The sequence below is a fragment of the Acinetobacter calcoaceticus genome, assembly GCF_016508255.1.
Classification (GTDB): domain Bacteria; phylum Pseudomonadota; class Gammaproteobacteria; order Pseudomonadales; family Moraxellaceae; genus Acinetobacter; species Acinetobacter calcoaceticus_E.
The window spans coordinates 337920-364149 of the sequence record NZ_JADVKT010000002.1 but is presented as its reverse complement, the minus strand read 5'-3'; the positions used below and the strand labels follow the sequence as shown (position 1 = coordinate 364149).

Genomic DNA, 26230 nt, shown 5'->3' with positions numbered 1-26230 from the left:
GAATTGGGATTAAATCTCTTTGCACATTTTATTTAAAATCTATTATTTATCTTTGTATTAAATGCCTCTCTCAACAGAAGCATTCTTTACCCTATTTTTATTCTAATCCGTATTATTCTTCATCCTTTTTCAATTGTAGTCCTTAAAAATTTATCTCATTATTTATAAAAATAAGAAGCATCCATTTCAATTCTTGGTGAAATATATTCTTCTACCCAATCCAACCATGCGCGTGTTTTAGCATCAATAAAATGGCGTGAAGGTAATAAGGTATATACCCCAATATCGGGCGAACGCCACTCTGGCAAGATATGACATAATCTTCCATTTTGAACCGCATCTAAAGCCGAAAACATCGGTAATAATGCAATTCCCATATCTTGCTGCACCACATCTAACAATAACTCAGGGTTATCTGCAATGAGTTGCCCACCAATATCGATTTGGCAAGACTCACCTTTGGCATTTAATAGGTGCCAATCTGGAGTAATAGACGGGTTTACCAAGCGTAAACAGGCATGATTTTTTAAGTCTTCTGGAGAATTCGGTACACCATGTTTCTCGAGGTATGCAGGTGAAGCACATAAAACAGAAAAAATAGTACCAATTCTACGTGCAACAAAACGAGAGTCTGTTAATGATTCAGTGAGATATAGACTGACATCAACCCCTTTTGCTAACAGGTCTGGAACGTATTGTGAGGTCGTATATTCCACGGTTAGTTCAGGGTAATTTTTGCAAAATTCGGCCATGACTGGAAAAACATAGTGATGCCCAAAACTTCCCATGCTTAATACACGCAAACGTCCTTTCGGTTTTGAAGCAGTTCCAGCGACTTCTGATTCGGCCTCATCCACCATTGAAATCACTTGACGACAACGTTCTGCATAAGCCGCACCAATATCGGTTAGTGACTGCTGACGGGTCGATCGTTGTATTAGTTTTGTACCTAAGCGTGTTTCTAGCTCGCTGATAAGACGTGAAACCTGTGCTGTGGTCAGATCCATCTGCTCAGCTGCTGCTGTGAAACTCCCGCTATCAATCACTTTCAGGAATGCATGCATGGCATGCAAAAGTCCACCATCGAGATTTTTGCGCATAACGTAAATATCTTTTCCTAAATTACGGATTGTTGCACCAGTTTAGATCAACCACAATGACTAAATGTACATACATTGGCACTAATTCTTTTTTAAGAAGAGGAACCGATTCTTTTTATTTTGTATGTCACTTGCTCCAAATATTCAACTGGATGTTGAAAAAAGAAAGTAGTCCGAGCTACTAAAAATTCTAAGGAGATATAAATGAATATAGCTACAAAAGTCACTCCAAATATTATTGCAACAAAGGATGTGTCACTTGAAGATAAATATGTAAGTGATAACGGTACAGCATATATGACGGGTATTCAGGCGCTTGTTCGGTTGCCTCTTGCCCAAACTCGCCGTGACGCCATTAATGGTTATCATACTGCTGGTTTTATTTCTGGTTATCGCGGCTCCCCTGTTGGTAACTATGATAGTTTCCTTTGGCAAGTTGAAGGATTACTTAAATCCCATAATGTCGTATTTCAACCTGGCGTAAATGAAGACTTGGCTGCTACCGCAATTTGGGGTACTCAACAAGTTAACCTTTCAGGTCAAGGCAAATATGATGGAGTGTCTTCATGGTGGTATGGTAAAGGCCCGGGTGTTGATCGTTCAGGCGATGTACTCCGCCATGCTAACTTAGCTGGTACCTCTGAACGTGGTGGTGTCGTTGCTTTATTTGGTGATGACCACTCATGTAAATCTTCTACAATCCCTCACCAATCCGAACATGTCATGATTGGTTGCGGTATTCCAATTTTCTATCCAACATCCGTTCAACAAATTTTAGACTTTGGTGTTCACGCCATTGCTATTTCACGTTTTTCTGGTCTCTGGTCTTCAATGAAACTGGTCAGTGAAATTGTAGAAACTTCCGCTTCAGTTCATGTTGATCTAGACCGAGTCACCCCTGTTATACCAAAAGACGTTAATTTCCCTGCCGACGGCGTTAATATTCGTTGGCCAGATCACGGAATTCAGCAAGAAGAACGTCTTTATAAATATCGCTTACCTGCTGTTTTGGCCTATGCCCGTGCCAATAAAATCAATACCGTTACATGGCCTTGTGAAAATGCCCGTATTGGTATTGCCGCAAGTGGTAAAGGTTATTTAGATACAATTGAAGCCTTACGCATTTTAGGTATTGAAGATGAAACTGCTCAGCAGCTTGGGCTACGTGTTTATCAAGTTGGTCTGATTTGGCCTTTAGAACCTCAAGGCGTTCGTGAGTTTGCCGAAGGCTTGCAAGAACTGATCGTTATTGAAGAAAAACGTCCAATTATTGAAACACAAATTAAGGATGAGCTGTACTCACTTCCTGATGACAAACGTCCACATGTGATTGGTAAAGCAACCGATGGTAAAGGTGAATGGAGTACCTCAATTGAAGAAGCCCCACTCATTGGTCACTATGAGTACCAGCCTGAACCGATTGCAAAAATGCTGGCTGCACGCTTCTTAAAATTAGATATTCCAGAAAGCTTAAAAGTACAAATTCAAAGTAGAATCGACTTACTGCTAAAAGCAGAGCAAGAATCAAAACGTGTCATTGATCTTGCTGAACGTAAACCGTATTTCTGTAGTGGTTGCCCACATAACTCATCAACAGTCGTCCCTGAAGGTAGCCGCGCACTCGGTGGTATTGGTTGCCACTATATTGCCGTTTCACTTGACCGTGGTACAGAAACGTTCTCGCAAATGGGCGGTGAAGGTGTAAGTTGGGCGGGTGCATCGCACTTTACCAATGAAAAACATATTTTCGCTAACCTTGGTGATGGAACTTATTTCCACTCAGGTTACTTAGCAATTCGTCAGTCTATTGCTGCAAAAATTAATATTACCTACAAAATCCTCTACAACGATGCTGTTGCGATGACAGGTGGTCAACATGTAGATGGACATTTGAGCGTTGCACAGTTAACGCGCCAGCTCGATGCCGAAGGTATTAAAAAACAAGTCATTGTGACTGATGAAGTTAAACTATTAAACGAAGAAGATGGCATTGCACCAGGCGTGGAAATTCGCCACCGCAATGAACTCGATGCCGTTCAACGTGAATTGCGTGAAGTTTCAGGTGTAACCGCTTTAATTTATGTACAAACTTGTGCAAGTGAAAAACGCCGTCGCCGTAAACGTGATGCATATCCTGACCCAGCCGAACGTCTATACATCAACAGCGATATTTGCGAAGGCTGTGGCGACTGTTCGAAAAAATCAAATTGCTTATCTATTGAACCTGTAGAGACTGCGTTAGGCACTAAACGTCAAATTAACCAAAGTAGCTGTAATAAAGACTTTACTTGTGCTGAAGGGTTCTGCCCAAGTTTTGTGACTGTTCATACACGTGATATGAAACGCCCTGCTAAATTTGAAGGAATTAGCGCAGGCTGGCCTACCTCACCAATCATTCCTCAATTATATGATGTTCCAAGTCGTATTATGGTCGGTGGTATTGGTGGTACAGGTGTTGTGACTGTTGGTGCACTACTTGGTATGGCAGCTCACCTAGAAGGCAAAGCAACACGTGTCATGGACATGGCTGGACTTGCCCAAAAAGGCGGTACGGTTTATTCATATGTACAACTTGCAGCAACTGATGAGCAAATTTCTTCTACTAAAATTCCGGCAGGTCAATGTGAATTATTGATTGGTGCCGATGCCGTAGTCGCAGGTGGTAGTGCAGCTCTTTCTCGCTTAAGAGATGATGCTTTGGTTATTGTAAATGAAGACAGCACTCCTACTTCTGAATTTATTAAATCTCGTGACTGGTTTGCGCCAATTACCGATTTAATTGATCGTCTCCGTGTTCGTGTTCATCAAGGTCAACTTGTTTCTCTGCCAGCAGCTCGCATTGCAACACAACTCTTAGGTGATGCAATTTATACAAATCAGTTGTTACTCGGTATGGCGTGGCAATCTGGTCGTATCCCGTTATTACGTGAAAGCATTGAAAAAGCAATTAAGTTAAATGGTACGGCTGTTGAAAAGAACCTTGAAGCTTTCCGTGTGGGTTGTCACCTTGCAAGTGATCCAACGTTAGCTGCTCGTCTACTTGCAGCAATGCCAAAAACAAAAACGCCGCAAACTTTGGCTGAACTTGTTGAAGACCGCTCTGCTCGTCTAACAGAGTATTGGAATGACGCGTATGCGACTAAATACCGTACGCTTGTAGAGCTGGCAGCTAAAAAGTTACCAGAAGAATTAACAGGTACGATTGCGACTCAGCTATACAGAGTTATGGCGTATAAAGATGAATATGAAGTTGCACGTCTTTTAACAGGCAAAAGCTTCAAAGAATCGATTGAAACACAGTTTGGTAAAGACCTACGTTTAACTTACCATCTTGCTCCACCCGCCTTACTCGGTGGTCTGAAAAATGTTCGTAAACGTGCGTTTGGTTACTGGATGCGCTTCCCAATGATGATGCTTGCCCGCTTACAATGGCTTCGTGAGACTTTCCTTGACCCATTTGCGCGTCAAGAAGAGCGTCAACATGAACAAGCATGGCGTGATCGTTATATTACTTTCGTTGAAGCACTTGTTGAAGCACCAAACAATCACAACTTGGCAGTTGCTGAACAAATTGCAAAATTACCAGCAGAAGTTCGTGGTTATGGCCATATCAAAATGAAAGCAATGGATGCTGCAAAAGCTCGTTGGGATGAACTTACACCAACACTGATTAAAGTTCGCAGTTAAAAATTTAGTCCTATAATAAAAAAGTCATCCTTAGAGATGACTTTTTTATTGGGTCGCATATTTATTTAGCCATTTTACGTAAAGTCAAAATTTGTTCGCTTCGTCCAAATGGGCCATATACATCATGTAAAACAGCACTCGTTAAGCCAATGCCATCCGAACCATATTGCTGAACGGTTTCCAAACCCAACCATTTACCTTGCGGATAGCGGTGCATGTGAATTTGCAAATCAAGATTTGGAAAGCCCCACGTAAATTCACCTTCTTGTCTAGGTACAATTCCGTTTGCGGTATCTACCATGCCAATCAAATGTGCAAAATCTGTCGTTGGCTGTCCTTCAATGATTTCGTTATCATTATTGAGCCAAACAATGCCTTTGCCCGCACGATGTTGATCGTCAGTTTTAGTTACTAGCGTTTGAATAAAACCACCCGGCCATCTTTTCATACCCTTCCACTCTGTAAAGGTATCTGGATGATGGACAGGCCGATCTTCAAGCCCAGCAATATCTGAGCTATCTTGAGTACACATGCGCCATGCTCTAGCCACAATGCAAGTTTTGCCTTGTGCTTGCATTTCGGCTTCAATCAATTCAATAGTTTTTCCAGCACGAATCACTTGTGTCTTAATGGTAAATTCACCAAATGCAATCAAGCCGAAAATATCAAAACTAATTCGACCAATTCGCATATCTTGTCGTGGTGAAAATTGCTCTAACTCTGCAGCAATAACCCCACTTGCAGGTGCCATATGCTGTTCATGAGGGTTCCATGCCCCTTGTGCATGAACAGTTGAACAATAACGAGCAATTACTTCACATTGAGAGCCAATTGTTCTATCTATTAATTGATAATAAGCATTCATGACTTTCTTTCCATAGTCCTTATCCAACATCAATATTTAATGAAAATTCACGTTTTAATGCTTATGTTAACCATCTATTTCTTTGGCTAAATTGGTTTTTCCTACCAAAAACTCATGAGTCTAAAGTTACAAATTTAATCACTGGGTAAAATCAAACATTTAAATTTCACCCAGTGATCCTAAAAATGACGATTCACTAAAATGCAAAAGCATCTTGGTCGAGCTCCATGACCGATTCAGCTCCAGACTCAATAGAAGCAGCATGGCTTTGTGTCCGATGCAGAAGTTTTTGATAGAAAAACTTAGCTGTTGTTAACTTCGCTTTATAGAAAGCTTCCTCTTGTGTACCTGCCTCTAATCTTTCATGGGCAACTTGTGCCATTCGAGCCCAAAGATAAGCAAAGACGACGTAACTAGAAAAATAAAGATAATCGACCGAAGCTGCACCAATTTCTTCAGGGTTGTGCTTCGCTTTCTCGGCAATCGTTTTAGTTAGTGACAACCATTGTTGTTTAAGGTCAGCTAATTTTTCTAAATAAGATTTAAGCACTTCATTGGCTTGCTGTTGACTAATAAATTGATCAATTAAACCAGTCATATTCTTTAAAAGTTTACCTTCTGACTTGAGGACTTTACGTGCAAGCAGATCTAAAGACTGGATTTCGGTTGTTCCCTCATACAATGTTGAAATCCGTGCATCGCGTACAATTTGCTCCATTCCATGCTCAACAATAAAGCCATGGCCGCCAAACACCTGAACACCATGTTTTGCAGATTCATTGCCAGACTCGGTTAAAAAAGCTTTAGCAATTGGTGTTAAAAAAGCGAGTAACTCATCAGATTGTTTTTGTTGCTCCTGATCGGCTGAACTTTCCACAATATCGACATGCTGAGCTAGAAAGTAAGCCAGTGCACGACCACCTTCAGAAAAAGCTTTTTGGGTCATCAACATCGAACGCACAGCGGGATGCACAATAATTGGGTCAGCATTTTTTTCTGGATATTTGGGGCCAGATAACGAACGCATAGCGAGTCGCTCTTTGGCATAATTTAATGCCCCTTGAAATGAAATTTCAGAAGCTGCCAGTCCCTGTACCGCAGTTCCAATACGCGCCGTATTCATAAAGGTAAACATACAATTTAGGCCACGATTTTCCGGACCAATCAAATAACCTTTTGCACCATCAAAATTAAGCACACACGTCGCGTTGCCATGAATACCCATTTTATGTTCAATGGCACTACAGACGACTTTATTACGGTCCTCTAAATTCCCATCATCACTCACATTAAATTTAGGCACAATAAATAAAGAAATACCTTTAGTCCCTGCCGGTGCTTGAGGCAACCGAGCTAAAACAATATGAATAATATTTTCAGAAAGGTCATGTTCACCCGCCGAGATAAAAATCTTTTCACCTGTAATTGAGTAACTACCATCCGGATTTGGTTCTGCTTTTGTTCTAATTAAACCGAGGTCTGAGCCCGCATGTGATTCGGTTAAACACATGGTTCCCGTCCAAACACCACTAATGAGTTTAGTTAAAAACTTTTGTTTTTGTTGCTCGGTTCCATGATGCTCAATTGTTCTCATTGCGCCATGTGACAGTCCCGGATACATCGCCCAAGCCCAATTAGAACCACATAACATTTCGGAAATGGCAATCCGTAATAAAGTCGGTAAGCCTTGTCCGCCATATTCAGGGTTAGCCGTTAGTGAAGTGAATCCAAGCTCGGCATATTTTTGGTAGGCTTCTTTAAAACCTTTCGGAGTTGTCACCACGCCTTGATTTAAATGGCATCCTTCCTGATCGCCATTTTGATTTATGGGCGCCAACTCATTTTCACAAAAATCTGCTGCCGCCTCTAAATATTGATCAATTAACTCTCGATTTACGCTTTCCTGATATTTGCTTAAACCTTGGTAGTTCTGTTCTGTTTGAAGCATTTCATGCAGCACAAATTGCATGTCACGTAATGGAGCTTTATATAAAGGCATAGTTTTTCCCTTCCACGATACTGCCGGTGAGAGAGGCAGATATCGTTTTTTCCTTAAAATGGACTTTTATTATTTCAACTTCACCAAAATATCAAAAAATTTCTTATAGCAAAATATATTTTCACTAATTTAATATAATTATTACAACTCAATAATAATCATGAAATATAAGTATATGTTTTAAATATAAACATGAAATAAAAAGTAATTAGGTTCACTTAACAAGAATAAATTTAAATTTTGTATTGCAAAATTTTATTCCGTAAAAATTCAATTTATAGTATGGTGATTACATTGCTTAATCATCCAAGGACGATTCATGGAAAGCCCGAAATACACAGGTCTTGAGTTTTTAACCGCTTTAAAAAATTGTGAAGTTTCACCCTCACCTATGGCTCACACCATACCGATGGAACTCGTAGAGGTGTCCGAAGGTAAAGCAACGTATAAAGTTACTCCTCGCAAAGAACATCGGAATATACAAGGCGGTGTACACGGCGGTTTTTGCGCGACAGCGCTAGACACCGCTACAGGCAGTGCAGCTCATACCTTACTTGAACATGGGGTTGGCTATGGAACTATTGATTTAAATGTAAAAATGATTCGCCCCATGCAAGTTGACACGTCTTACTATGCGACAGCCGAATTAATTAATGCGGGACGCAATATTATTAGTACCGAAGGTAAAATCGTAGATGAAAATGGCAAAGTATATGCCTTTGCCTCGGCAACCTTAATGATTATTCGAAAATAATAAAATATCTAAGCTCCTCTTTATGGAGCTTTTTCTTGCTTTGCAAGCTTGCCCATTTCATAAAAATCTAAGCGATCAATCATAAAACTTAATATTGCCATTGCTAAACCTAAAGCGGCACATGCTTCCCAGCCCCAATGCTTCCATGCATACACTGCAATAAAAGAACCTAAGGCAGCTCCACCAAAATATAGAGTCATATAGATTGAATTAATACGGGAACGAGCTTCTGCAGAAATTCGGTAGACCAGATTTTGGTTCAACACATGAAATGCCGATAATCCAAAATATGCCATGATCACACCGACTGCATACGCCACTAAAGATTGCTGTGCAAAAAATAGAGGAATCCACGCACTAATTAATAACACCATACAAATCACAGCAATTTTATTTTCAAGTCCCGCCGCAATTTTCTTACCCGCCCAAGGCGTTGCAAATACGCCAGCCAATCCAACAATTCCAAATAAACCAATTTGAAAATCATTAAAGTGATACGGTGCATTCGCCAAAATAAAAGTCATGGTGGTAAAAATGAGCGCCAAAATACCAAAGCCAATTCCCCCTGCCAAACCACGGCGTAGCAAATGAGGTTGATGAACAGCTAATGAAAATAGCGAACCATAAATCTGTAGAATATTGAGTTGGTGCGACTTACGTGCAATTGGTAACTTTGTCCACATCACCCCAGCAAAAATTAAAATGACGATTCCACTAATTAAATAGACCGCATGCCAAGACCAAACTGTAGAAAGTAAGCCAGCAATAGAGCGCGCCAATAAAATCCCTAAGAACAAACCACTCATGAGAGTACCCACAACTTGTGGACTTTTTTGCGGGCCAGCTAAACCTGCAGCGAAAGGAACTAGAACTTGAGTCGCAATAGAAAAGAATGTCGCTAAAAAAGTAAAGCCATATAAAGCTGGCAAGGTTTGGCTGAGTGAAAGCCCCACCTGTGCAAAGCCCGTACAACACATGAGCAAACAAATATAACTACGCTTTTCAAAAAAGTCGCCTAAAGGAACCAATATAAAAAGGCCAACGGCATAGGACAGTTGGCTAATGACAATGGTTAAAGCCACTTGATCGGCATTTACTTTTAATGCTTCAGCAATTGAATAGATTAAGGGCTGGTTATAATAGTTTGAACCCGCACAAATTCCACATGTCATTGCCATGATAAAAATAAAGCTTTTTGACAGTATATTTTCTGCATTGGGCTCAACTATTTTTTCCATTTTTAATTACGCCCTATTTTAAAATTTATACATCGACACAAAGTTTACACGTGACACGTCAGCGGTTCTGCCATCAAAAACTTCTCGCTTGCCTTGATGATATTCCATACCAATATCCATTTGTTCAATCGGTGAATAAAAGACGTTAGCTGCATAGTCAATTAAACGCTTATTGGCATCCGGATTGAGTTTTGCATAAGCTGTATCATCATCATAATCAAACATTGAAGCCGATAAGTTTGCACGCCATTGTTCATTGAATTTATATGAATAACCAATATTTACGCTATTCAACTTATTCATCACTAAATCTGTTTTATCTTCATTTAAAGAAAAATCACCCGCTGCATTTAAACTTGTCGAATTTGCCAAGCCACTTTGCGTGGTGTACGGCATAAACTTTTGATCACCGACAATATATTGATAATTCGCTTGTACCGATTGTTGTGGCGTTAATTGATATTTTAAGCCACCTCCTGCACCCCAACTTACTTTTTTAACCGTGGCAGTTGCTACATCTGCTGATTTCTCATTAATAAAACCTTGAGCAAGTGCAGTTAAAGGCCCTTGTTTAAAAGAATAGCGACCCGTTAAAGATGGCAGTGCTGAAACTCTAGACCCTGTATATTCTAGAGCTACTTTTAAATCATTATTGGCATCGATTTTCCAGTCATAACGAATTTGCGGAGTACGTGTATATGAGGTTCCCACAAATTGCGTGTAGTCGACTGCTTCTGTACGGGTTTCCATATTGGACATGAGTGACCATGTTTGACCAAAGGTCCAATCTTTATAAGTAAAAAATGCATGGCGGATACGGAATTTCCCATCACCCGTTCCCATGTTAGAGCTATCAAAGAAATCGGCTTCAATATTTCCCGTAACAGCTTTATTTGGGCTATTAAAATAAACACCAATTCGGCTTGCATTAATCATGGCATCGGAACGCGCATGATTAGAACGTTTATCACTTTCAAAAGGTGTTCGATACAGACTGCTTGTTGTTCGACCACCCGAGTCAGGTGATGACTTAAAATCGACCGCTGCATCAATACGGGCAATACCATATACCTTCACATTATCCGTCCAAGTCACCCATGACGGAGCAATAGGTTTAGCAGGTTCAATCGTTTTATTTTTTTCGATGTTTTCTTCAATTTTTACCTGTTTGACTTGTAAATTATTTTGAGTTTCTTTTTGAGCGGCAAGGTCTGCTTTTAATTTTTGCAGCTCGGTTTCTAGCAAATTAATTCTTTGTTCTGTTATATCTGAAGAATTTGCAAAAATAGTCCCTGAAGCCGCAGCGCAAGCTGCAGCTAAAATTAATTTTTTCATCTTTTAATCCTTAAAGAAGCGTTTTTCCGTGTGTAATTTAGGCTACACGTGCATCTATCAGCTCACAGTCTGTGACTGCCTGTAATTCATCGAAAGTTAAGCCTTCTACCATTTCCGTGACATAAGCTTTTTGGTCTTTGAGTTCAATAATGCATAAATCGGTATAAATACGGTTTACACACTGCTCACCCGTCATTGGGTATGTAAGCTCTTTTACAATTTTGGACTCACCTTTTTTGGTGACATGTTCCATGTAGACATAAATCGTTTTAGCACCGACAGCCAGATCCATAGCACCGCCTACGGCTGGGACATCATCTGCTTTACCAGTATGCCAATTTGCCAAGTCTCCATTTACAGCAACTTGAAAAGCCCCAATCACGCAAATGTCTAAATGACCGCCACGCATGATGTCAAATGAGTCACCATGATGCATAAAGCATCCACCGTCTAACAAAGTCACGAGTTCTTTGCCAGCATTGACTAAATCTTCATCTTCTTCACCCGGTTGTGGCGGTGGACCAAAAGCCAAAACACCATTTTCCGAATGTAAAAAGATTTCTTTGTCTTTTGGCAGAAACTTAGCAACGTTGGTCGGTAAGCCAATACCTAAATTGACATAAGAACCTTCGGGAATATCATTGGCAATGAGTTTGGCAATATCTTCACGAGAACGTTTTTGAACTGACATTAGATATCTCCTACTTTTACAACGTGCTGTACAAAAATTCCCGGTGTAATAATGCACTCTGGGTCAAGCGTTCCTAGCTCTACGGTGTCATTGACTTGAACAATCGTGGTCTTGGCAGCTTTTGCCATAATTGGCCCAAAATTACGGGCCGCTTTACGGTAGGTTAAATTACCCCAGCGGTCGGCTTTATCGGCATAGATCAATGCAAAGTCAGCTTCAAGTGGATATTCAAGTACGTAATTTTTACCATTAATGGTTCTGGTTTCTTTACCTTCGGCAACTTTAGTGCCATAACCAGTCGGAGTAAAAATAGCACCCAAACCTGCACCCGCAGCCTGAATACGACAAGCCAAATTACCTTGCGGAACCAGTTCCAACTCGATTTTTCCCGCACGATATAAATCTTGAAAAACGGTTGATCCAGCAGATTTTGGAAACGAACAAATCATTTTTTTTACACAGCCAGCAATAATCAGATTTGTTAAACCACGGTCACCAGAAGCTGCATTGTTATTTACAATCGTGAGTTCTTTTTTTCCTAAATCAATTAAGGCCTCAATTAATTCAGCAGGTTGCCCTGTAACACCGAATCCGCCCGTCATGATGGTTGCTCCATCAGGAATAGCTTTTAAAATTGGTTCAATGTCACTGGTGATTTTATTTATCATCTCACTTGTCCCTTTTCATCCTTAATTTAAGGTGACAGATTGATCTGTCACTCTGCCTTTTGCGGGTTAAATAGTCGGTCTTTAATAAATAACAACGGGATTACGCCACAGATAAAGTACGCAGCGGCCATCACCAAAAGTCCTAAGCCAATAGAACCATTTTGAGACAGATAACCAATTGTTAATGGAGAGAAAATTGAAAGCACTTTACCAATGTTATAAGCACCGCCCACTGCTGAACCACGAATTGAAGTTGGGAAACTTTCCGTCATATACGTGGCATTAATTGCGTATGGAATACCGTAAAGGAAACCAAAGAACAGCATCATCCATAAAATATTGGTAGGTGTATTTAAATAGACAATGACAGGAATAAAGAGTGCTGTACCAATGGTTCCAAATGCAAACACAGCACGGCGACCCAATTTATCTGCCACGATCCCTGCAATCACTTTGGCAAACATCATAATCAGGAAGGTACCGACCATATACATGGCCATTTCTTTAAATTTGATGCCAAGATCGGACTCTAAATAAGCCGGTAACCAGTTACTTACGCCGTAATAACCGAACTGCAAAGCACCTGTACTGATAATCCAAAGCACAAACATGGTGCCATGTTTTTTATCTCTTAAAATCTCAAGATATGGATTTTGACGTTTTCTAGGGTGTGTACTTTGAGCCACCTCTAAAGTTTTTAATTGACGGGCTTTTTTCCATGATTCAGGTTCAGGCACACAAAAGTGCATCAAAACTGATAACACTAGAGGGGTAATTGCAATCCAGTACAGAAAACGCCAGCCATGTTCAGGAATAATATGTCCTGCCAATAAGGTCGCGAGTAAAGAACCCAAGGTATAACCTGTCATGAGGGTTGCCAAAACAGTCGAACGATGTTTGGTCGGAACCATTTCTGACATTAAAATATTACAGGCAATATAAAGTGCGCCTAAGCCCATCGCTCCAAATGTTCTTAAAACTGCAAATTGCATATAAGAGTCAGTAAAGCCAAGTGCACAGGTTAAAACTGAAGAATAAGCAATAAAGAACACAATAATGCGAACCCGTCCAAAACGGTCACATGCCCAACCACCAATGAGGCCACCAATTGCTGAACCGAAAAGTGTTAAGCTACCTAATGTTCCAGTTTGCACACCACTTAAATGAAACTCAGATTTAAGACTAGTCAGACTTAATGCCAAAAAACCTAAGTCAGCCCCATCACACAACAATGTTAAAAAAGCGAATATAAATGCTGTAATCCAAATCTTTTTCGGCGTTTGAATAGCTTCATTGCTAGCCGTATTTTGTGTAATTGTTTCTGTTGTCATGTCCATATCCTCAGGAGGAACATGAGGCATCCAATGCCTCATGGCATTTAATTTTTTATTAGGTTGTAGCTTCCCTAATCATATTTTTAGCAATAATAATTTGTTGAACTTGCGTGGTTCCTTCATATAGGCGGAACAAACGGACATCTCGATAAAAACGCTCAATGGCATATTCACTGATATAACCAGCGCCACCGTGAATCTGTACACAGCGATCTGCGACGCGGCCACACATTTCCGTTGCAAACATTTTTGCACATGAGGCTTCAGTACTGACGTTGTGTCCTGCATCACGTAGGCGAGCAGCATCTAGAACCATACATTTAGCGGCATAAATTTCAGCTTTTGAGTCAGCAAGCATGGCTTGAATAAGCTGGAAGTTCGCAATAGGTTGGCCGAACTGTTTACGCTCAATGGCATAATGAAGTGCATCATTTAACATGCGCTCGGCAACGCCTACACTATATGCACCAATATGCAAACGCCCTTTATCAAGCACTTTCATGGCCGTTTTAAAACCGACACCTTCTACCCCACCAATAAGAGCAGATGCAGGTACACGACAATTTTCAAAAATCACGTCGCACGTGTGCGAACCTTTTTGACCCATTTTCTGGTCAATTTTGCCCAAGGTAATGCCTGGTGTGTTGGCTTCTACTAAAAAAGCTGAAATACCACCCGACCCTTTAATTTCAGGATTCGTTCGCGCCATTACAGTGAAAGTTGCAGCATGGGGAGCGTTGGTAATAAAACGTTTGGTACCGTTTAACACATAAAAATCGCCATCTTTTACGGCACTGGTTTTTAAAGAGGCAGCATCAGAACCAGATTCAGGCTCGGTTAAACAAAATGAACCAATAATTTCACCACTTGCATAACGTGGTAAATATTTTTGCTTTTGCTCTTCTGTACCATCAATCAAGATTGCACTTGAACCAATTCCGTTATTGGTGCCAATTAAAGAACGAAAAGCTGGTGAAGTTTGTCCAAGTTCAAATGCGACTCTTACTTCTTCTTCCATGGTGATGCCTAAGCCACCATATTCTTCTGGAATTGTGAGGCCGAATAAGCCAAGCTCACGCATTTGCTGCACAATGTCATCCGGAATTTTGTCTTTCTCTACCACTTCGTTTTCACGAGGGATCAATTCATTTTTTACAAAATCTCGAATTGTTGAAAGTAACTGCTCCAACATCCCTTCATCACGGATCATCTGTGATCTCCCTTTTTATGTATTTACATCGCACCCATCAGCCATCTCCAGCTTGTCTGGATACCATGTTTTAAATCTTGTTTACTGCGAATGTGTTTCATAGTACGAGAACAAAAATACAAAATTCAAGCTTTTTTGAAAATTAATTTCGTTAAACGAAATTTAAAAATAGACCAACACACAATATCAATGACTTACAATCAAAATAGATTTACAAATGAGCTATTCAACTAAATAAGACTTGAAATAAATTCCAAAATAAGCATCATAAAAGGAATATAGTTTTGATATGCGAAACAAGGAATTCAAAAATGAGTGTGTCAACAGGGAACAATTTCGTAGAAATCGACTTTTCTATTCAAAAAGTAGCCATAGTAAAAATAAACCGACCTGATGCTAAAAATGCACTCAATACAGAAGTTCGCAAACAATTAGCTCAAGCTTTTACCGAATTAAGTTTTAATGATGAGATCAATGCAGTTGTGCTTACGGGTGGTGAAGAAGTTTTTGCCGCAGGTGCCGATTTAAAAGAAATGGCAACTGCAACTTCAACAGAAATGTTATTAAGACACACTGAACGTTATTGGAACGCAATTGCGCAGTGTCCTAAACCTGTGATTGCCGCTGTAAATGGTTATGCATTAGGTGGTGGCTGTGAACTTGCAATGCATGCCGACATTATTATTGCGGGTAAGGGTGCGACTTTTGGTCAACCAGAAATTAAAGTCGGTTTAATGCCGGGTGCTGGTGGTACACAACGTTTATTTCGGGCAGTCGGTAAGTTTCATGCCATGCGCATGATTATGACGGGTGCCATGGTGAAAGCAGAAGAAGCCTATACCATTGGTCTTGTTTCACAAGTCACAGAAGACGACCAAACTATTCCAACAGCAATTCAAATGGCACAAAGCCTAGCCAAAAAGCCTCCAATTGCCCTGCAACAAATTAAAGAAGTCGCCCTTATGAGTGAAGACGTTCCATTAAATGCAGGCCTAACCCTAGAACGTAAAGCATTCCAGTTATTGTTTTCTACCGAAGATAAAAATGAAGGCGTTCAAGCTTTTATTGAAAAGCGTAAACCGTCTTATCAAGGCAAATAATTTAAATCAATAAGAACAAAGGAATGAAAATGACCAGAAAAGTATTGATTAGTGCAGGTGGTTCAGGGATTGGACGATGCATTGCCGAAGCATTTTTAAATAATCATGATGAAGTTTTCATTTGTGATATTAATGCTAAAAGCCTAGAACAGTTTCAGCAAGATTACCCAAAGCTGCACATATACACATGTGATTTAGCTAATCATGAGCAAATTAAGCTGATGTTTAGCCAAGCAGTTCAAAAACTTGGCGGTATTGATATTTTAGTCAATAACACAGGCATCTCAGGCCCGACTGTTGCCGCAGATGAACTAAGTTTTGAAGATTGGAATACGGTCATTAATTTAAACCTGAATAGCACTTTTTTAATTACCCAGTTAGCCATTCCCTATTTAAAGAAAGCACAAGCAGGCGTAATTATTAATATGTCGTCTATTGCAGGTCGCTTAGGCTATCCATACCGCTTGGCCTATTCCACTTCAAAATGGGGGCTGATCGGTTTTACCAAAACGCTTTCTATGGAACTTGGTGCAGAGAATATTCGGGTTAACGCTATTCTTCCGGGGGCTGTTGATGGTGATCGGGTTCAACGTGTATTACAGGCTCGTGCCGAGGTAGCCCATACCTCACTTGAAGAAGTGACTCAAAACGCACTAAAAAATCAGTCGCTCAAATATTTTGTAAATCCAAAGCATATTGCAGATTTATGCCTATTTATAGCATCAGATAGCGGACGCTCTATTTCAGGTCAAATCTTACCAATTGATGGTGATAAACAATGCTTAACCTAAATCCTCAAACCCTATTTTTCCGTTTAATTTCAAATATAGATTAATCATCAGGATGATCGACATGACTTATGATATTCAAAGCATGGCTGTGATTGGTGTCGGTATTATGGGCAGCGGCATTGCTCAAATTGCCGCGCAGTCAGGTCATACCACTTATTTATATGATACTAAAGCGGGTGCAGCAGAACAGGCTAAAGAAAAACTTGCCGCGACATTTCAGAAGTTAGTCGACAAAAATAAAATTACCCCTGAGCAAGCAGCAACGGCAAATAGCCATTTAATTGTTGCCCAGCAAATTGAAGATTTAAAAAATTGCGACCTGATTGTAGAAGCAATTGTTGAACGTTTGGACATCAAACAAAGCTTGATGCAGCAGCTTGAAGAGGTCGTTTCAGAAAATACCATTTTAGCTTCAAATACGTCTTCTCTGTCTATTACAGCCATTGCGGCAAATTGCAAAAAGCCTGAGCGTGTTGTGGGTTATCACTTTTTTAACCCAGTTCCACTCATGAAAGTGGTCGAAGTGATTCGTGGTTTAAAAACTGACCTACTTATTATTGAGGCCTTAAACGATCTGTCTCGTGCATTTGGCCATCGCCCTGTTGTGGCAAAAGATACACCAGGCTTTATTATTAATCATGCAGGTCGGGCTTATGGAACCGAAGCGCTCAAAATTTTAAACGAGAATGTCTGTGATATTAGTGAAATTGACCGAATTTTACGTGACGGCGTTGGTTTTAGAATGGGGCCATTTGAATTACTCGATTTAACAGGCCTTGATGTTTCTCATCCTGTGATGGAGTCGATTTATCATCAGTATTATGAAGAAGCCCGCTACAAACCGAACCCGCTGACCAAGCAAATGCTAGACGCCAAGCAACTTGGACGTAAGGTTAATCAAGGTTTTTATAACTACGAAACTGGTTCAAAAACAGGTGAACAACCTGCGAAGTTTGTAGAGCGTTTAGCGCAATATCCCAAAGTTTGGATTGCGGCAGATTTTTTAGATGATAAAAAGCAGCTTGAAAATTATTTAACTCAGCAAAATATTGCTTTAGACACCAACACCCAGCCTCAAACAGATAGCTTATGTTTACTGGCTTGTTACGGCGAAGATACGACTCAAGCGGCTACACGCCTAGGCGTTAATCCAGAGCAAACCGTGGCTATCGACATGCTTTATGGCATTGCAAAGCATCGAACCTTAATGCCATCACTCATTACTAAACCTGAATATCGTCAGGCAGCTCACTCTATTTTCAATCTAGATGGAAATCTGGTCAGTATGATTGCTGAAAGTATTGGCTTTGTTGCACAGCGCGTTTTAGCAATGGTGATTAATTTAGGCTGTGATATTGCCCAGCAAAATGTTGCCACGGTAGATGATATTAATGCCGCAGTACGTCTTGGTTTAGGTTATCCATTTGGTCCAATTGAATGGGGCGATCAAGTCGGCAGTGAAAAAATTTTACTCATTCTGAACCGTATAACAGCAATTACGCATGACCCACGTTACCGCCCTAGCCCGTGGTTACAGCGCCGTGTCGCACTTCATTTACCTCTTACTTTTACTCATGAATCTTGAAAAGGAATTTCTCAATGTTAAATGCATATATCTATGATGGTTTACGTAGCCCCTTTGGGCGTCATGCAGGTGAACTTGCCTCAATTCGCCCTGATGATTTAGCGGCAACTGTCATTCAAAAACTACTAGAAAAAACTGGTGTTCCGGGCGCTGATATTGAAGACGTGATTTTAGGCGATACCAACCAAGCGGGTGAAGACAGTCGTAATGTAGCGAGAAATGCCCTGTTACTTGCGGGATTACCTGTTACTGTACCGGGCCAGACAGTAAACCGCCTATGTGCCAGTGGTTTAGGAGCTGTGATTGACTCAGCACGTGCAATTACTTGTGGTGAAGGCGAACTCTATATTGCAGGTGGTGTAGAAAGTATGTCACGTGCACCTTTTGTGATGGGTAAGGCCGAAAGTGCTTATAGCCGTGATGCGAAAATTTATGACACTACCATTGGCTCTCGTTTTCCAAATAAAAAAATTATTGCTCAGTATGGCGGTCATTCAATGCCTGAAACAGGCGATAACGTTGCAGTCGATTTTGGTATTAGTCGTGAGCAAGCAGACTTATTTGCAGCCCAATCACAAGCCAAATATCAAAAAGCCAAAGAAGAAGGTTTCTTTGCCGATGAAATTACCCCAATTGAGGTTTTCCAAGGCAAAAAATTACCTCCTAAACTCGTTTCAGAAGATGAACACCCTCGCCCAAGTTCAACTGTTGAAGCACTCACAAAGTTAAAACCACTCTTTGAAGGTGGCGTGGTCACTGCTGGTAATGCTTCAGGTATTAATGATGGTGCAGCAGCCCTATTGATTGGTTCAGAAGCAGCAGGTCAAAAATATGGCCTAAAACCAATGGCAAAAATCTTGTCAGCAGCGGCCGCAGGTATTGAACCGCGCATTATGGGTGCTGGCCCGATCGAGGCTATTAAAAAAGCCGTTGCACGTGCAGGTCTTAGTTTAGATGACATGGATATTATTGAAATTAATGAAGCTTTTGCATCACAAGTTTTATCTTGTTTAAAAGGCTTAAATATTGATTTTAATGATTCACGTGTAAATCCGAACGGTGGTGCAATTGCTATTGGACATCCACTGGGTGCGTCTGGTGCTCGTCTTAGCTTAACAGTGGCACGCGAACTTATACGTCGTAAAAAGAAATATGCTGTGGTGAGCCTATGTATTGGTGTAGGCCAAGGCCTCGCAATGGTGATTGAAAACGTTGCATAAACGTTGAAACAGATATCCATTCATCACAACAGCGCAGTGATGAATGGATTTATTTTGCAGAGCGAAATATAATGGCAAAACTATTGCTTTAATTATATTTGAGGATCGAATGTCTCAAAACACGGAAACTGAAAAACCAATAAATTTTGATGAGATACGTTTAGATCCTATTTCGCATATACATCGGGAAAATAACCCGCAATTTATTGCTTCTTTAGCACGCGGTTTAGAACTTTTAAGATGCTTTTCTGCAAATAATCAGGTGCTTGGCAACCAAGAATTAGCAAAAATGACAGGTTTACCAAAACCAACCATTGCACGTATTACCAATACCCTTGTGTCATTAGGTTATTTAAAACAATTGCCTAACTCAACTAAATACACATTAGACATTGGTGTTTTATCTTTAGGATATGCAGCCTTATCTAACATCTCGATCCGTAATATTGCTCATCAATATATGGAAGAATTGAGTCAGTATGTTCAAGCCCCTGTGGCGATGGCAACGCGTGACCGATTAAATATGGTGTATATCGATGTTGTGCAAATTGAAACGGCATTAAATATGCGCCGTCCAATTGGCTCAACTTTGCCCATTCATAGTAGCTCAATGGGACGAGCATGCTTAGCTGCGACCCCTGAACGCGAACGTAACTTTCTACTTGATGCGCTTAAACAAAAAAATCCCGAAAACTGGCCAGCCATAAAACGTTCTTTAGAACGAGCTTTCCGTGATTACCAAGATTACGGATACTGCTTGTCTTTAGGTGAATGGCATAAAGAAGTGAACTCGGTGGCTGTACCTTTAGTCAGCTCCAAACACGGTCTTTATGTTTTTAACTGTGGTGCGCCAAGTTTTCATTTAAACCCGGAAAAACTTGAAGGTGAAATTGGACCACGTTTAATCCACATGGTGCACAATATTCAAGATGCTTTGAATGAAACGCACTAACAGCCGTATTTAAAACAGTAATGGTTGTGTTGATTAAAGTTCCACTTTCATTATGACTATAGGCATGATGAAAAACGCACTCTATACCCCAACCATTATTTTAATGGCGATTGCAGCAGGCATTTGTACGGGTGGGAATTATTTTAGCCAACCACTCATTCATTCAATTAGTCTAAGCCTAAATTTAACTGAAACAACTACAGCGTGGGTGCCTACTCTAGCCCAAATCACCTACGCATGTGGCTTACTCTTTTTAATGCCACTGGGTGACATAATAGAAAAGCGCAAGCTGCTATTTATCTTTATGTTATTGGCTTCAAGTGGATTAATTATTAGCGGTTTCTCGCACAATATTTATCTTTTACTACTCGGCACTGTCATTACTGGTTTATTTTCAAGTTCAGCTCAACTTTTGTTACCCCTAGCTGCAAGTCTGGTTCCCATTCAACAAAGTGGCCGTGTCGTTGGCTTTTTACTGAGCGGCCTCATGATGGGCGTTTTACTCGCCCGCTCCCTCTCAGGGCTGATGTCTACGCTTTTTGCATGGAATATTATTTATTTGGTGAGTGGTTTTCTATTACTCATTATTGCCATTATTTTGCATCGTAATATCGGGTTATTCCCACCAACCAAATCTGAAAACTATGTAAAAACCATTCGTTCACTTCCACAGCTTTTTATTCAAAATCGACGCTTAAGAACCAGAACTTATATTGGTGGTTTTACATTTGCCTGTGTAAGCCTCACCTTTACCACCATGTCGTTGCTTCTGGCTCCGGCACCCTATTTTTTTAGTGACTTTACCATTGGACTTTTTGGTTTTGTGGGTGTTTTAGGAACTGTTATTGCCAATTTTTCAGGTAAATTTATTGACCAAGGCTATATCCACAAAATTTCAATTTATTGCGGCATTGGGCTTATTGTAAGTTGGATCCTTTTTTCACTGCTACCCTATCATTTCGCCTTTTATATTATTGCCTTACTTATTCTCTACGCTTCGCTTTCTGCTGTTCATGTCACCAACCAAAGTATTGTGTTTAAACTTAATCAAGAATTACGTTCACGGTTTAATGCCATTTATATGACGGGTTATTTTGCTGGGGGTGCTTTAGGTACAACAGCAGGAAGCTACGCTTGGAAACACTTCGGATGGACAGGCGTTTGCATTTTAGGCTTAGTTTTTGCCGTACTATGTCTTTATTATTGTGTGAGTGATGCAAAAGATCAGCACAGTTAAAAGCTGTGCTGATCTTATATTAAAGTAGGCTAATAGTTAGTTATAGAAGGCTAGGATAAATCCTATAAAAGCCCCAATAAACGGCCACGGATAATATCTTCTGCATCTTTGACAATTCGGCTAACGAGTTCATCGCATGTCGGAATATCATGAATCAAGCTTGCCACTAAACCGCAGGACCATGCGCCTGCATTTACATCGCCATCAATCATGACTTTTGGATAAACGCCCGCAACCTCTTCAATAATATCTTCAAATTTAATGCTATCGCCGAGCGCTTTTTCTTTTGCCACGATTTTTTCTACGGCCGCATTATTCATAACACGTTCAGTATTACGTAAAGCGCGCATAATTAAACGCGTGTCTCTTTCGGTGGCATTCAAAATTGCCTGTTTCACATTTGCATGTACGGGGGCTTCCTGAGTCGCAATAAAGCGCGTTCCCATATTAATTCCATCGGCTCCCATGGCTAACGCAGCAGCCAGTGAGCGCCCATCTGCCATTCCCCCTGAGGCAACAAATGGAATTTCTAATGCATCGGCTGCTAACGGCAATAAAATCATATTGGGCACATCATCTTCGCCGGGATGGCCACCACACTCGAAACCATCTACAGAAACCGCATCACATCCAATTTGCTGTGCTTTTAGGCTATGTCGAACCGACGTACATTTATGAATTACTTTAATTCCAGCAGCCTTTAAATAAGGCATGACCTGTTCAGGATTACGCCCCGCTGTTTCAACAACTTTTACTCCCCCTTTAATAATTGCCTCTACAAAACCCGGATAATCAGGCGTATTCACCGTAGGCAAAAAGGTTAAGTTTACGCCAAAAGGCTTATCGGTCATTTCTCGGCAACGTGCAATTTCTTTTGCCAGATTTTCTGGTGTTCGCTGAGTTAAGCCAGTAATAATGCCTAACCCGCCCGCGTTTGAAACCGCAGCAGCAAGCTCTGCAAAACCGACATAATGCATACCGCCTTGAATAATTGGGTGTTCAATTTCAAATAATTCTGTAATTTTGGTTTTCATATTATTTCCACTCACTGTTTTATAGCTAGCTTCTCATTTCCTTAACAGGGCTAGGTACTTATTTACGCATAAATCATGTAACCATTTTAAGCTCACACAAACTCAAAATTTCACAATACAAAATTTAATACCACAATATAAAACAAAATAATTGATAACGGAATTATTTTTCGATAGCATTATACTATTAAGTTTAAAGTTCCAATCAGAAATTTTTCGAGAATATTTGGCCTCGTTCAATCAAAAAGCAAATATTTTTCATATGGTTAACTTAAAGGAATGAATGATGCAACAGGATGATAAAAGTCAAAGTGGGCTTATAAATAGCACAATTAAACAGCAACTAGATAAAAATATATTAACGCTCACCATGAGCAATCCCACCAAGAAGAATGCAATTAATTATGAAATGTATTCAGCACTAAGTCAGGCATTAAATGAGGCGGCCACTCATCAAGACGTTCATGTAGTTATACTCACTGGTGAAGGGTCAGCATTTACCAGTGGCAATGATGTAAACGCTTTCGAAACCCGCGACACAACAAGTTCTGAACCACCCTCTTCGATTGTATTTTTAAAAAGCTTGGCAACCTTTCCAAAACCAATTATTGCTAAAGTAAATGGTGTGTCAATTGGTATTGGCAGCACCATGCTTCTACATTGTGACCTTGTGTATGCAAGCCAAAATTCTATTTTTCAGTTCCCATTTGTGAATTTGGGACTTGTACCTGAAGCAGGTTCAAGTTACATCCTACCAAGATTATTGGGTTTTGCTCGTGCTTCTGAAATTATTTTACTCGGCGAAAAGTTTTCGGCAGTACAAGCGAAAAACTATGGACTGGTGAATGAAACGTTTGAATCAACTGAGCTTGATCAGGTCGTTGAAGATGTGGCAATCAAACTTGCCCACAAACCAAGCCAAGCTTTACAACTGAGTAAAAAGTTATTAAGAGATATGCCAATTGATGATCTACTCAATCGTATTGATCATGAGTCGACTATTTTCTCGCACTGTTTACAAGGTTCAGAATTTAAAGAAGCATTAAATGCTTTTAAAGAAAAAAGAAAACCGAACTTTCATAAACAGACAATTTAAAAATCTACTAACTAAAAAGGCCAGCATTGAAAATCATTGCTGGCCTTTTTATAAATAGATCAGAACGCTCTAACTGATCTCGGTGCGAATATTATTCACCATGTGTAAAAGACGCGGTGCAATATCTTCTTCGAGTTTTTCACGATTCATAATAAAACTTGGACCGCCACAGTTAAACACCAGCAAACCATGTTGTTCATGGATGAGTGGAACGGCAACCGAATTGACATCTTTATGCCATTCACCAATTGAAAAACAATATCCAAAATCTTGGTAGTCTTTAAAAGCTTTGTCTAAATCACGGTTAATCTTGATCCAGTCTTCTTTGTGTTTGCTACGAATCGCATCAAGCAAAAACTCTCGTTCATCTTCAGGCATTGCAGCTAAACATGCACGCCCCATCGAACTTAAATGAATCGGTAAATAGGTTCCGACTTGACGGCGCATGGTCATATTGCCTTTACCTTGTACCACATCAAGATAAATCATATTGAGTCGATCACGTGTTGCCATTGCAACAGCAGCGCCAGCATAGTCTGCCAGATTTTTCATATATGGATGAGCAATAGAGCGAATCGACACGTTAGACAGCATAGAATAACCAAACGCAAGAACACCTACTGAAAGCTGAAACTTACTCGAGTTCGGTACTTGTTTGATATAACCCAAACGCGACAAGGTATGTGTAAGGCGAGTAATGGTTGGTTTTGGTAAACCTGTCATCTGAGCAAGCTCTTGGTTGCCCAAATGTTGATGCTTAGGTGTAAAGCAACGTAATAGCTCTAAACCACGTGCTAATGCAGTAATAAATTGGCGATCATTTTCATCCTGCATGTCTTCAATCGGATGTAATAATTCATGTCTTAAAGGCGCTAATAATTTTTCTGTCGGTTCTGCATCTACTGCATCATTCATTGTCATACCAATCCATATTTTGTTTCGCACTGCGAAAATTATAATCTATTTTTTCTATAAATAGCAAAAGAGCAAACATCCTAGTTCGCATCTAAAACATAACTTCATTTAAATCATTAAAGCGAAAGGCTAAATATTTTATTTTCTGATTTTAAATATAATTTTAACCCCTCGCTTTTAAGTAAATTATCCAATCACGCCCTTTTCTTTCAGCTTAGCTAGTTTTTCTGAAGACACCACTCGACCTAAAACCGCCTGCGTATGTTCACCTAGCAGCGGAGGTGCTGTTTTGTATTCAACAGGCGTTCTTGAAAGCTTAATTGGTGAGCCAATCACTTTCAATTTCTCACGTTGCGGATGGTTCATCTCGACCAACATTTCTCTAGCAATCACTTGCGGCTCTTGAAAAGCTTGTTCCAAGTTATTAATCACACCAACCGGAACTTTAGCAGCATAGATTACATCTACCCATTCATCTGCTGTTTTTGTTAAAAAATGATTTGATAAAATTCCGATAATTTCATCACGGTGTTTGATTCGGTCTGCATTTCTAGCGAAACGCGCATCATTTGGTAAATCGGGTAACCCAATACTTCGACAGAGCTGAATAAACTGAGTGTCATTTCCACATGCAATAATAAAATCGCGGTCTGAAGCTTTAAACACTTGATAAGGCACAATATTGGCATGTGCATTGCCATAACGCTTAGGGATATTACCCGAAGAAAGATAATTCATTCCCTGATTTGCCATGGTGGCAATTTGAACATCAAGCAAAGCCATATCAATGTATTGGCCTAAACCTGTCACATGACGGTTGAGTAAAGCAGCCTGTATGGCAATGGTAGAATAAAGACCTGTCGCTAAATCGGAAAATGCGACCCCTACTTTTTGTGGCCCACCACCCGGTAAATCATCACGCTCACCCGTGACCGACATGAGTCCGCCCATGCCTTGAATAATAAAGTCATAACCGGGTTCTTCTGCTCTAGGGCCATTTTGACCAAAACCTGTAATCGAGCAATACACCAGCTTAGGATTAAGTGCAGATAAAGACTCGTAGTCCAAGCCATATTTCTTCAAAGAACCCGCTTTATAGTTTTCAATCACAACATCGGTGTCTTGAATAAGCGCTTTAATTAACTCTTGTCCATCTGGGCTGGCAATGTCGATGGCAACCGATAGTTTATTGCGGTTGGTAGACTGATAATAAGCTGCTTCTTGAGTATCTTGGCCTGAGTCATCTTTCATCCAAGGTGGTCCCCAAGAACGAGTATCATCACCCACTTTCGGCCTTTCAATCTTGATCACTTCTGCACCTAAATCGGCAAGAGTCTGTCCACACCAAGGTCCAGCCAATACCCGACTTAAGTCAAGCACCCGAATTCCATTTAAAGCACCCATCTTTATCCCACTATA

General features: G+C 40.3%; 21 protein-coding genes. 9 read left to right on the top strand and 12 right to left on the bottom strand.

What is annotated here, in order from left to right:
• Positions 1-158: 158 nt before the first annotated feature.
• Positions 159-1100 (bottom strand): LysR family transcriptional regulator, encoded by a 942-nt coding sequence (locus I5515_RS05640; protein ID WP_199965160.1) that lies wholly within the window; start codon positions 1098-1100, stop codon positions 159-161.
• 204 nt (positions 1101-1304) lie between these two features.
• On the opposite strand from I5515_RS05640, the gene I5515_RS05635 reads away from it, so the two are divergent.
• A complete protein-coding gene (locus I5515_RS05635) occupies positions 1305-4787 on the top strand; it encodes an indolepyruvate ferredoxin oxidoreductase family protein (protein WP_199965159.1) in 3483 nt (1160 codons plus the stop codon).
• A 61-nt stretch (positions 4788-4848) separates the two neighbouring features.
• Here the strand turns inward: I5515_RS05635 and I5515_RS05630 are convergent, their stop codons facing one another.
• Both I5515_RS05630 and I5515_RS05625 read right to left on the bottom strand, forming a co-directional pair.
• The gene (locus I5515_RS05630) at positions 4849-5652 is read right to left on the bottom strand and encodes a thioesterase family protein (protein WP_199965158.1); all 804 of its coding nucleotides are present in this window, start codon (positions 5650-5652) and stop codon (positions 4849-4851) included.
• 196 nt (positions 5653-5848) lie between these two features.
• Positions 5849-7651 (bottom strand): acyl-CoA dehydrogenase C-terminal domain-containing protein, encoded by a 1803-nt coding sequence (locus I5515_RS05625; protein WP_199965157.1) that lies wholly within the window; start codon positions 7649-7651, stop codon positions 5849-5851.
• 304 nt (positions 7652-7955) lie between these two features.
• Between I5515_RS05625 and I5515_RS05620 the strand changes: the two genes are divergently transcribed.
• Positions 7956-8405 (top strand): PaaI family thioesterase, encoded by a 450-nt coding sequence (locus I5515_RS05620; RefSeq protein WP_199965513.1) that lies wholly within the window; start codon positions 7956-7958, stop codon positions 8403-8405.
• 20 nt (positions 8406-8425) lie between these two features.
• Here the strand turns inward: I5515_RS05620 and I5515_RS05615 are convergent, their stop codons facing one another.
• From I5515_RS05615 to I5515_RS05590, 6 genes are read right to left on the bottom strand one after another with little or no spacing between them, the layout of a single operon-like run.
• Positions 8426-9643 carry an MFS transporter gene (locus I5515_RS05615; protein ID WP_199965156.1) on the bottom strand — a complete coding sequence of 406 codons (1218 nt, stop codon included), beginning with the start codon at positions 9641-9643 and terminating at the stop codon, positions 8426-8428.
• 18 nt (positions 9644-9661) lie between these two features.
• A complete protein-coding gene (gene dcaP / locus I5515_RS05610) occupies positions 9662-10978 on the bottom strand; it encodes an outer membrane trimeric porin-like protein DcaP (RefSeq protein WP_199965155.1) in 1317 nt (438 codons plus the stop codon).
• Positions 10979-11015: 37 nt separating this feature from the next.
• Positions 11016-11669 carry a 3-oxoacid CoA-transferase subunit B gene (locus I5515_RS05605; RefSeq protein WP_199965154.1) on the bottom strand — a complete coding sequence of 218 codons (654 nt, stop codon included), beginning with the start codon at positions 11667-11669 and terminating at the stop codon, positions 11016-11018.
• Positions 11669-12337: a 3-oxoacid CoA-transferase subunit A gene (locus I5515_RS05600; protein ID WP_000608703.1), complete on the bottom strand. Its 669-nt coding sequence runs from the start codon at positions 12335-12337 to the stop codon at positions 11669-11671. Before I5515_RS05600 ends, I5515_RS05605 begins: the two co-directional genes overlap by 1 nt.
• A gap of 47 nt (positions 12338-12384) precedes the next feature.
• Entirely contained in the window at positions 12385-13668 is a 1284-nt protein-coding gene (locus tag I5515_RS05595; protein ID WP_199965153.1) for an MFS transporter, read from the bottom strand.
• A gap of 58 nt (positions 13669-13726) precedes the next feature.
• Positions 13727-14881 carry an acyl-CoA dehydrogenase family protein gene (locus tag I5515_RS05590; RefSeq protein ID WP_199965152.1) on the bottom strand — a complete coding sequence of 385 codons (1155 nt, stop codon included), beginning with the start codon at positions 14879-14881 and terminating at the stop codon, positions 13727-13729.
• 311 nt (positions 14882-15192) lie between these two features.
• On the opposite strand from I5515_RS05590, the gene I5515_RS05585 reads away from it, so the two are divergent.
• The 6 genes from I5515_RS05585 to I5515_RS05560 all read left to right on the top strand — a co-directional run bounded on the left by I5515_RS05585 (position 15193) and on the right by I5515_RS05560 (position 21766).
• Positions 15193-15981 carry an enoyl-CoA hydratase gene (locus I5515_RS05585; protein ID WP_199965151.1) on the top strand — a complete coding sequence of 263 codons (789 nt, stop codon included), beginning with the start codon at positions 15193-15195 and terminating at the stop codon, positions 15979-15981.
• A 29-nt stretch (positions 15982-16010) separates the two neighbouring features.
• Positions 16011-16772 (top strand): SDR family oxidoreductase, encoded by a 762-nt coding sequence (locus I5515_RS05580; protein ID WP_199965150.1) that lies wholly within the window; start codon positions 16011-16013, stop codon positions 16770-16772.
• A gap of 61 nt (positions 16773-16833) precedes the next feature.
• Positions 16834-18357 carry a 3-hydroxyacyl-CoA dehydrogenase gene (locus I5515_RS05575; protein WP_199965149.1) on the top strand — a complete coding sequence of 508 codons (1524 nt, stop codon included), beginning with the start codon at positions 16834-16836 and terminating at the stop codon, positions 18355-18357.
• Between the two features lie 14 nt (positions 18358-18371).
• On the top strand, positions 18372-19577 hold the full coding sequence (locus I5515_RS05570; protein WP_199965148.1) for a 3-oxoadipyl-CoA thiolase: 1206 nt from the start codon (positions 18372-18374) through the stop codon (positions 19575-19577).
• Between the two features lie 109 nt (positions 19578-19686).
• Positions 19687-20529 carry an IclR family transcriptional regulator gene (locus tag I5515_RS05565; protein WP_004793097.1) on the top strand — a complete coding sequence of 281 codons (843 nt, stop codon included), beginning with the start codon at positions 19687-19689 and terminating at the stop codon, positions 20527-20529.
• A gap of 64 nt (positions 20530-20593) precedes the next feature.
• Complete coding sequence (locus I5515_RS05560; RefSeq protein WP_199965147.1) at positions 20594-21766, top strand: MFS transporter; 1173 nt, start codon at positions 20594-20596, stop codon at positions 21764-21766.
• Between the two features lie 62 nt (positions 21767-21828).
• On the opposite strand, the gene I5515_RS05555 is transcribed toward I5515_RS05560, so the two are convergent.
• The gene (locus tag I5515_RS05555) at positions 21829-22800 is read right to left on the bottom strand and encodes an NAD(P)H-dependent flavin oxidoreductase (RefSeq protein ID WP_199965146.1); all 972 of its coding nucleotides are present in this window, start codon (positions 22798-22800) and stop codon (positions 21829-21831) included.
• A gap of 286 nt (positions 22801-23086) precedes the next feature.
• Between I5515_RS05555 and I5515_RS05550 the strand changes: the two genes are divergently transcribed.
• Positions 23087-23896, top strand: a complete 810-nt coding sequence (locus tag I5515_RS05550; RefSeq protein ID WP_199965145.1) for an enoyl-CoA hydratase — start codon at positions 23087-23089, stop codon at positions 23894-23896.
• A gap of 69 nt (positions 23897-23965) precedes the next feature.
• Here I5515_RS05550 and I5515_RS05545 read toward each other — a convergent pair whose 3' ends face one another.
• Both I5515_RS05545 and I5515_RS05540 read right to left on the bottom strand, forming a co-directional pair.
• Positions 23966-24811, bottom strand: a complete 846-nt coding sequence (locus tag I5515_RS05545; protein ID WP_013198245.1) for an IclR family transcriptional regulator — start codon at positions 24809-24811, stop codon at positions 23966-23968.
• A gap of 186 nt (positions 24812-24997) precedes the next feature.
• Positions 24998-26215 (bottom strand): CaiB/BaiF CoA transferase family protein, encoded by a 1218-nt coding sequence (locus tag I5515_RS05540; protein ID WP_199965144.1) that lies wholly within the window; start codon positions 26213-26215, stop codon positions 24998-25000.
• Between the last annotated feature and the right edge of the window lie 15 nt (positions 26216-26230).

Coding starts and splice junctions, on each gene's coding strand:
- I5515_RS05595 (WP_199965153.1), bottom strand. CDS start 13,668: ATGACAACAGAAACAATTACACAAAATACGGCTAGCAATGAAGCTATT.
- I5515_RS05640 (WP_199965160.1), bottom strand. CDS start 1,100: ATGCGCAAAAATCTCGATGGTGGACTTTTGCATGCCATGCATGCATTC.
- dcaP (WP_199965155.1), bottom strand. CDS start 10,978: ATGAAAAAATTAATTTTAGCTGCAGCTTGCGCTGCGGCTTCAGGGACT.
- I5515_RS05575 (WP_199965149.1), top strand. CDS start 16,834: ATGACTTATGATATTCAAAGCATGGCTGTGATTGGTGTCGGTATTATG.
- I5515_RS05600 (WP_000608703.1), bottom strand. CDS start 12,337: ATGATAAATAAAATCACCAGTGACATTGAACCAATTTTAAAAGCTATT.
- I5515_RS05625 (WP_199965157.1), bottom strand. CDS start 7,651: ATGCCTTTATATAAAGCTCCATTACGTGACATGCAATTTGTGCTGCAT.
- I5515_RS05630 (WP_199965158.1), bottom strand. CDS start 5,652: ATGAATGCTTATTATCAATTAATAGATAGAACAATTGGCTCTCAATGT.
- I5515_RS05570 (WP_199965148.1), top strand. CDS start 18,372: ATGTTAAATGCATATATCTATGATGGTTTACGTAGCCCCTTTGGGCGT.
- I5515_RS05565 (WP_004793097.1), top strand. CDS start 19,687: ATGTCTCAAAACACGGAAACTGAAAAACCAATAAATTTTGATGAGATA.
- I5515_RS05580 (WP_199965150.1), top strand. CDS start 16,011: ATGACCAGAAAAGTATTGATTAGTGCAGGTGGTTCAGGGATTGGACGA.
- I5515_RS05540 (WP_199965144.1), bottom strand. CDS start 26,215: ATGGGTGCTTTAAATGGAATTCGGGTGCTTGACTTAAGTCGGGTATTG.
- I5515_RS05590 (WP_199965152.1), bottom strand. CDS start 14,881: ATGATCCGTGATGAAGGGATGTTGGAGCAGTTACTTTCAACAATTCGA.
- I5515_RS05635 (WP_199965159.1), top strand. CDS start 1,305: ATGAATATAGCTACAAAAGTCACTCCAAATATTATTGCAACAAAGGAT.
- I5515_RS05615 (WP_199965156.1), bottom strand. CDS start 9,643: ATGGAAAAAATAGTTGAGCCCAATGCAGAAAATATACTGTCAAAAAGC.
- I5515_RS05545 (WP_013198245.1), bottom strand. CDS start 24,811: ATGAATGATGCAGTAGATGCAGAACCGACAGAAAAATTATTAGCGCCT.
- I5515_RS05560 (WP_199965147.1), top strand. CDS start 20,594: ATGATGAAAAACGCACTCTATACCCCAACCATTATTTTAATGGCGATT.
- I5515_RS05585 (WP_199965151.1), top strand. CDS start 15,193: ATGAGTGTGTCAACAGGGAACAATTTCGTAGAAATCGACTTTTCTATT.
- I5515_RS05550 (WP_199965145.1), top strand. CDS start 23,087: ATGCAACAGGATGATAAAAGTCAAAGTGGGCTTATAAATAGCACAATT.
- I5515_RS05605 (WP_199965154.1), bottom strand. CDS start 11,669: ATGTCAGTTCAAAAACGTTCTCGTGAAGATATTGCCAAACTCATTGCC.
- I5515_RS05555 (WP_199965146.1), bottom strand. CDS start 22,800: ATGAAAACCAAAATTACAGAATTATTTGAAATTGAACACCCAATTATT.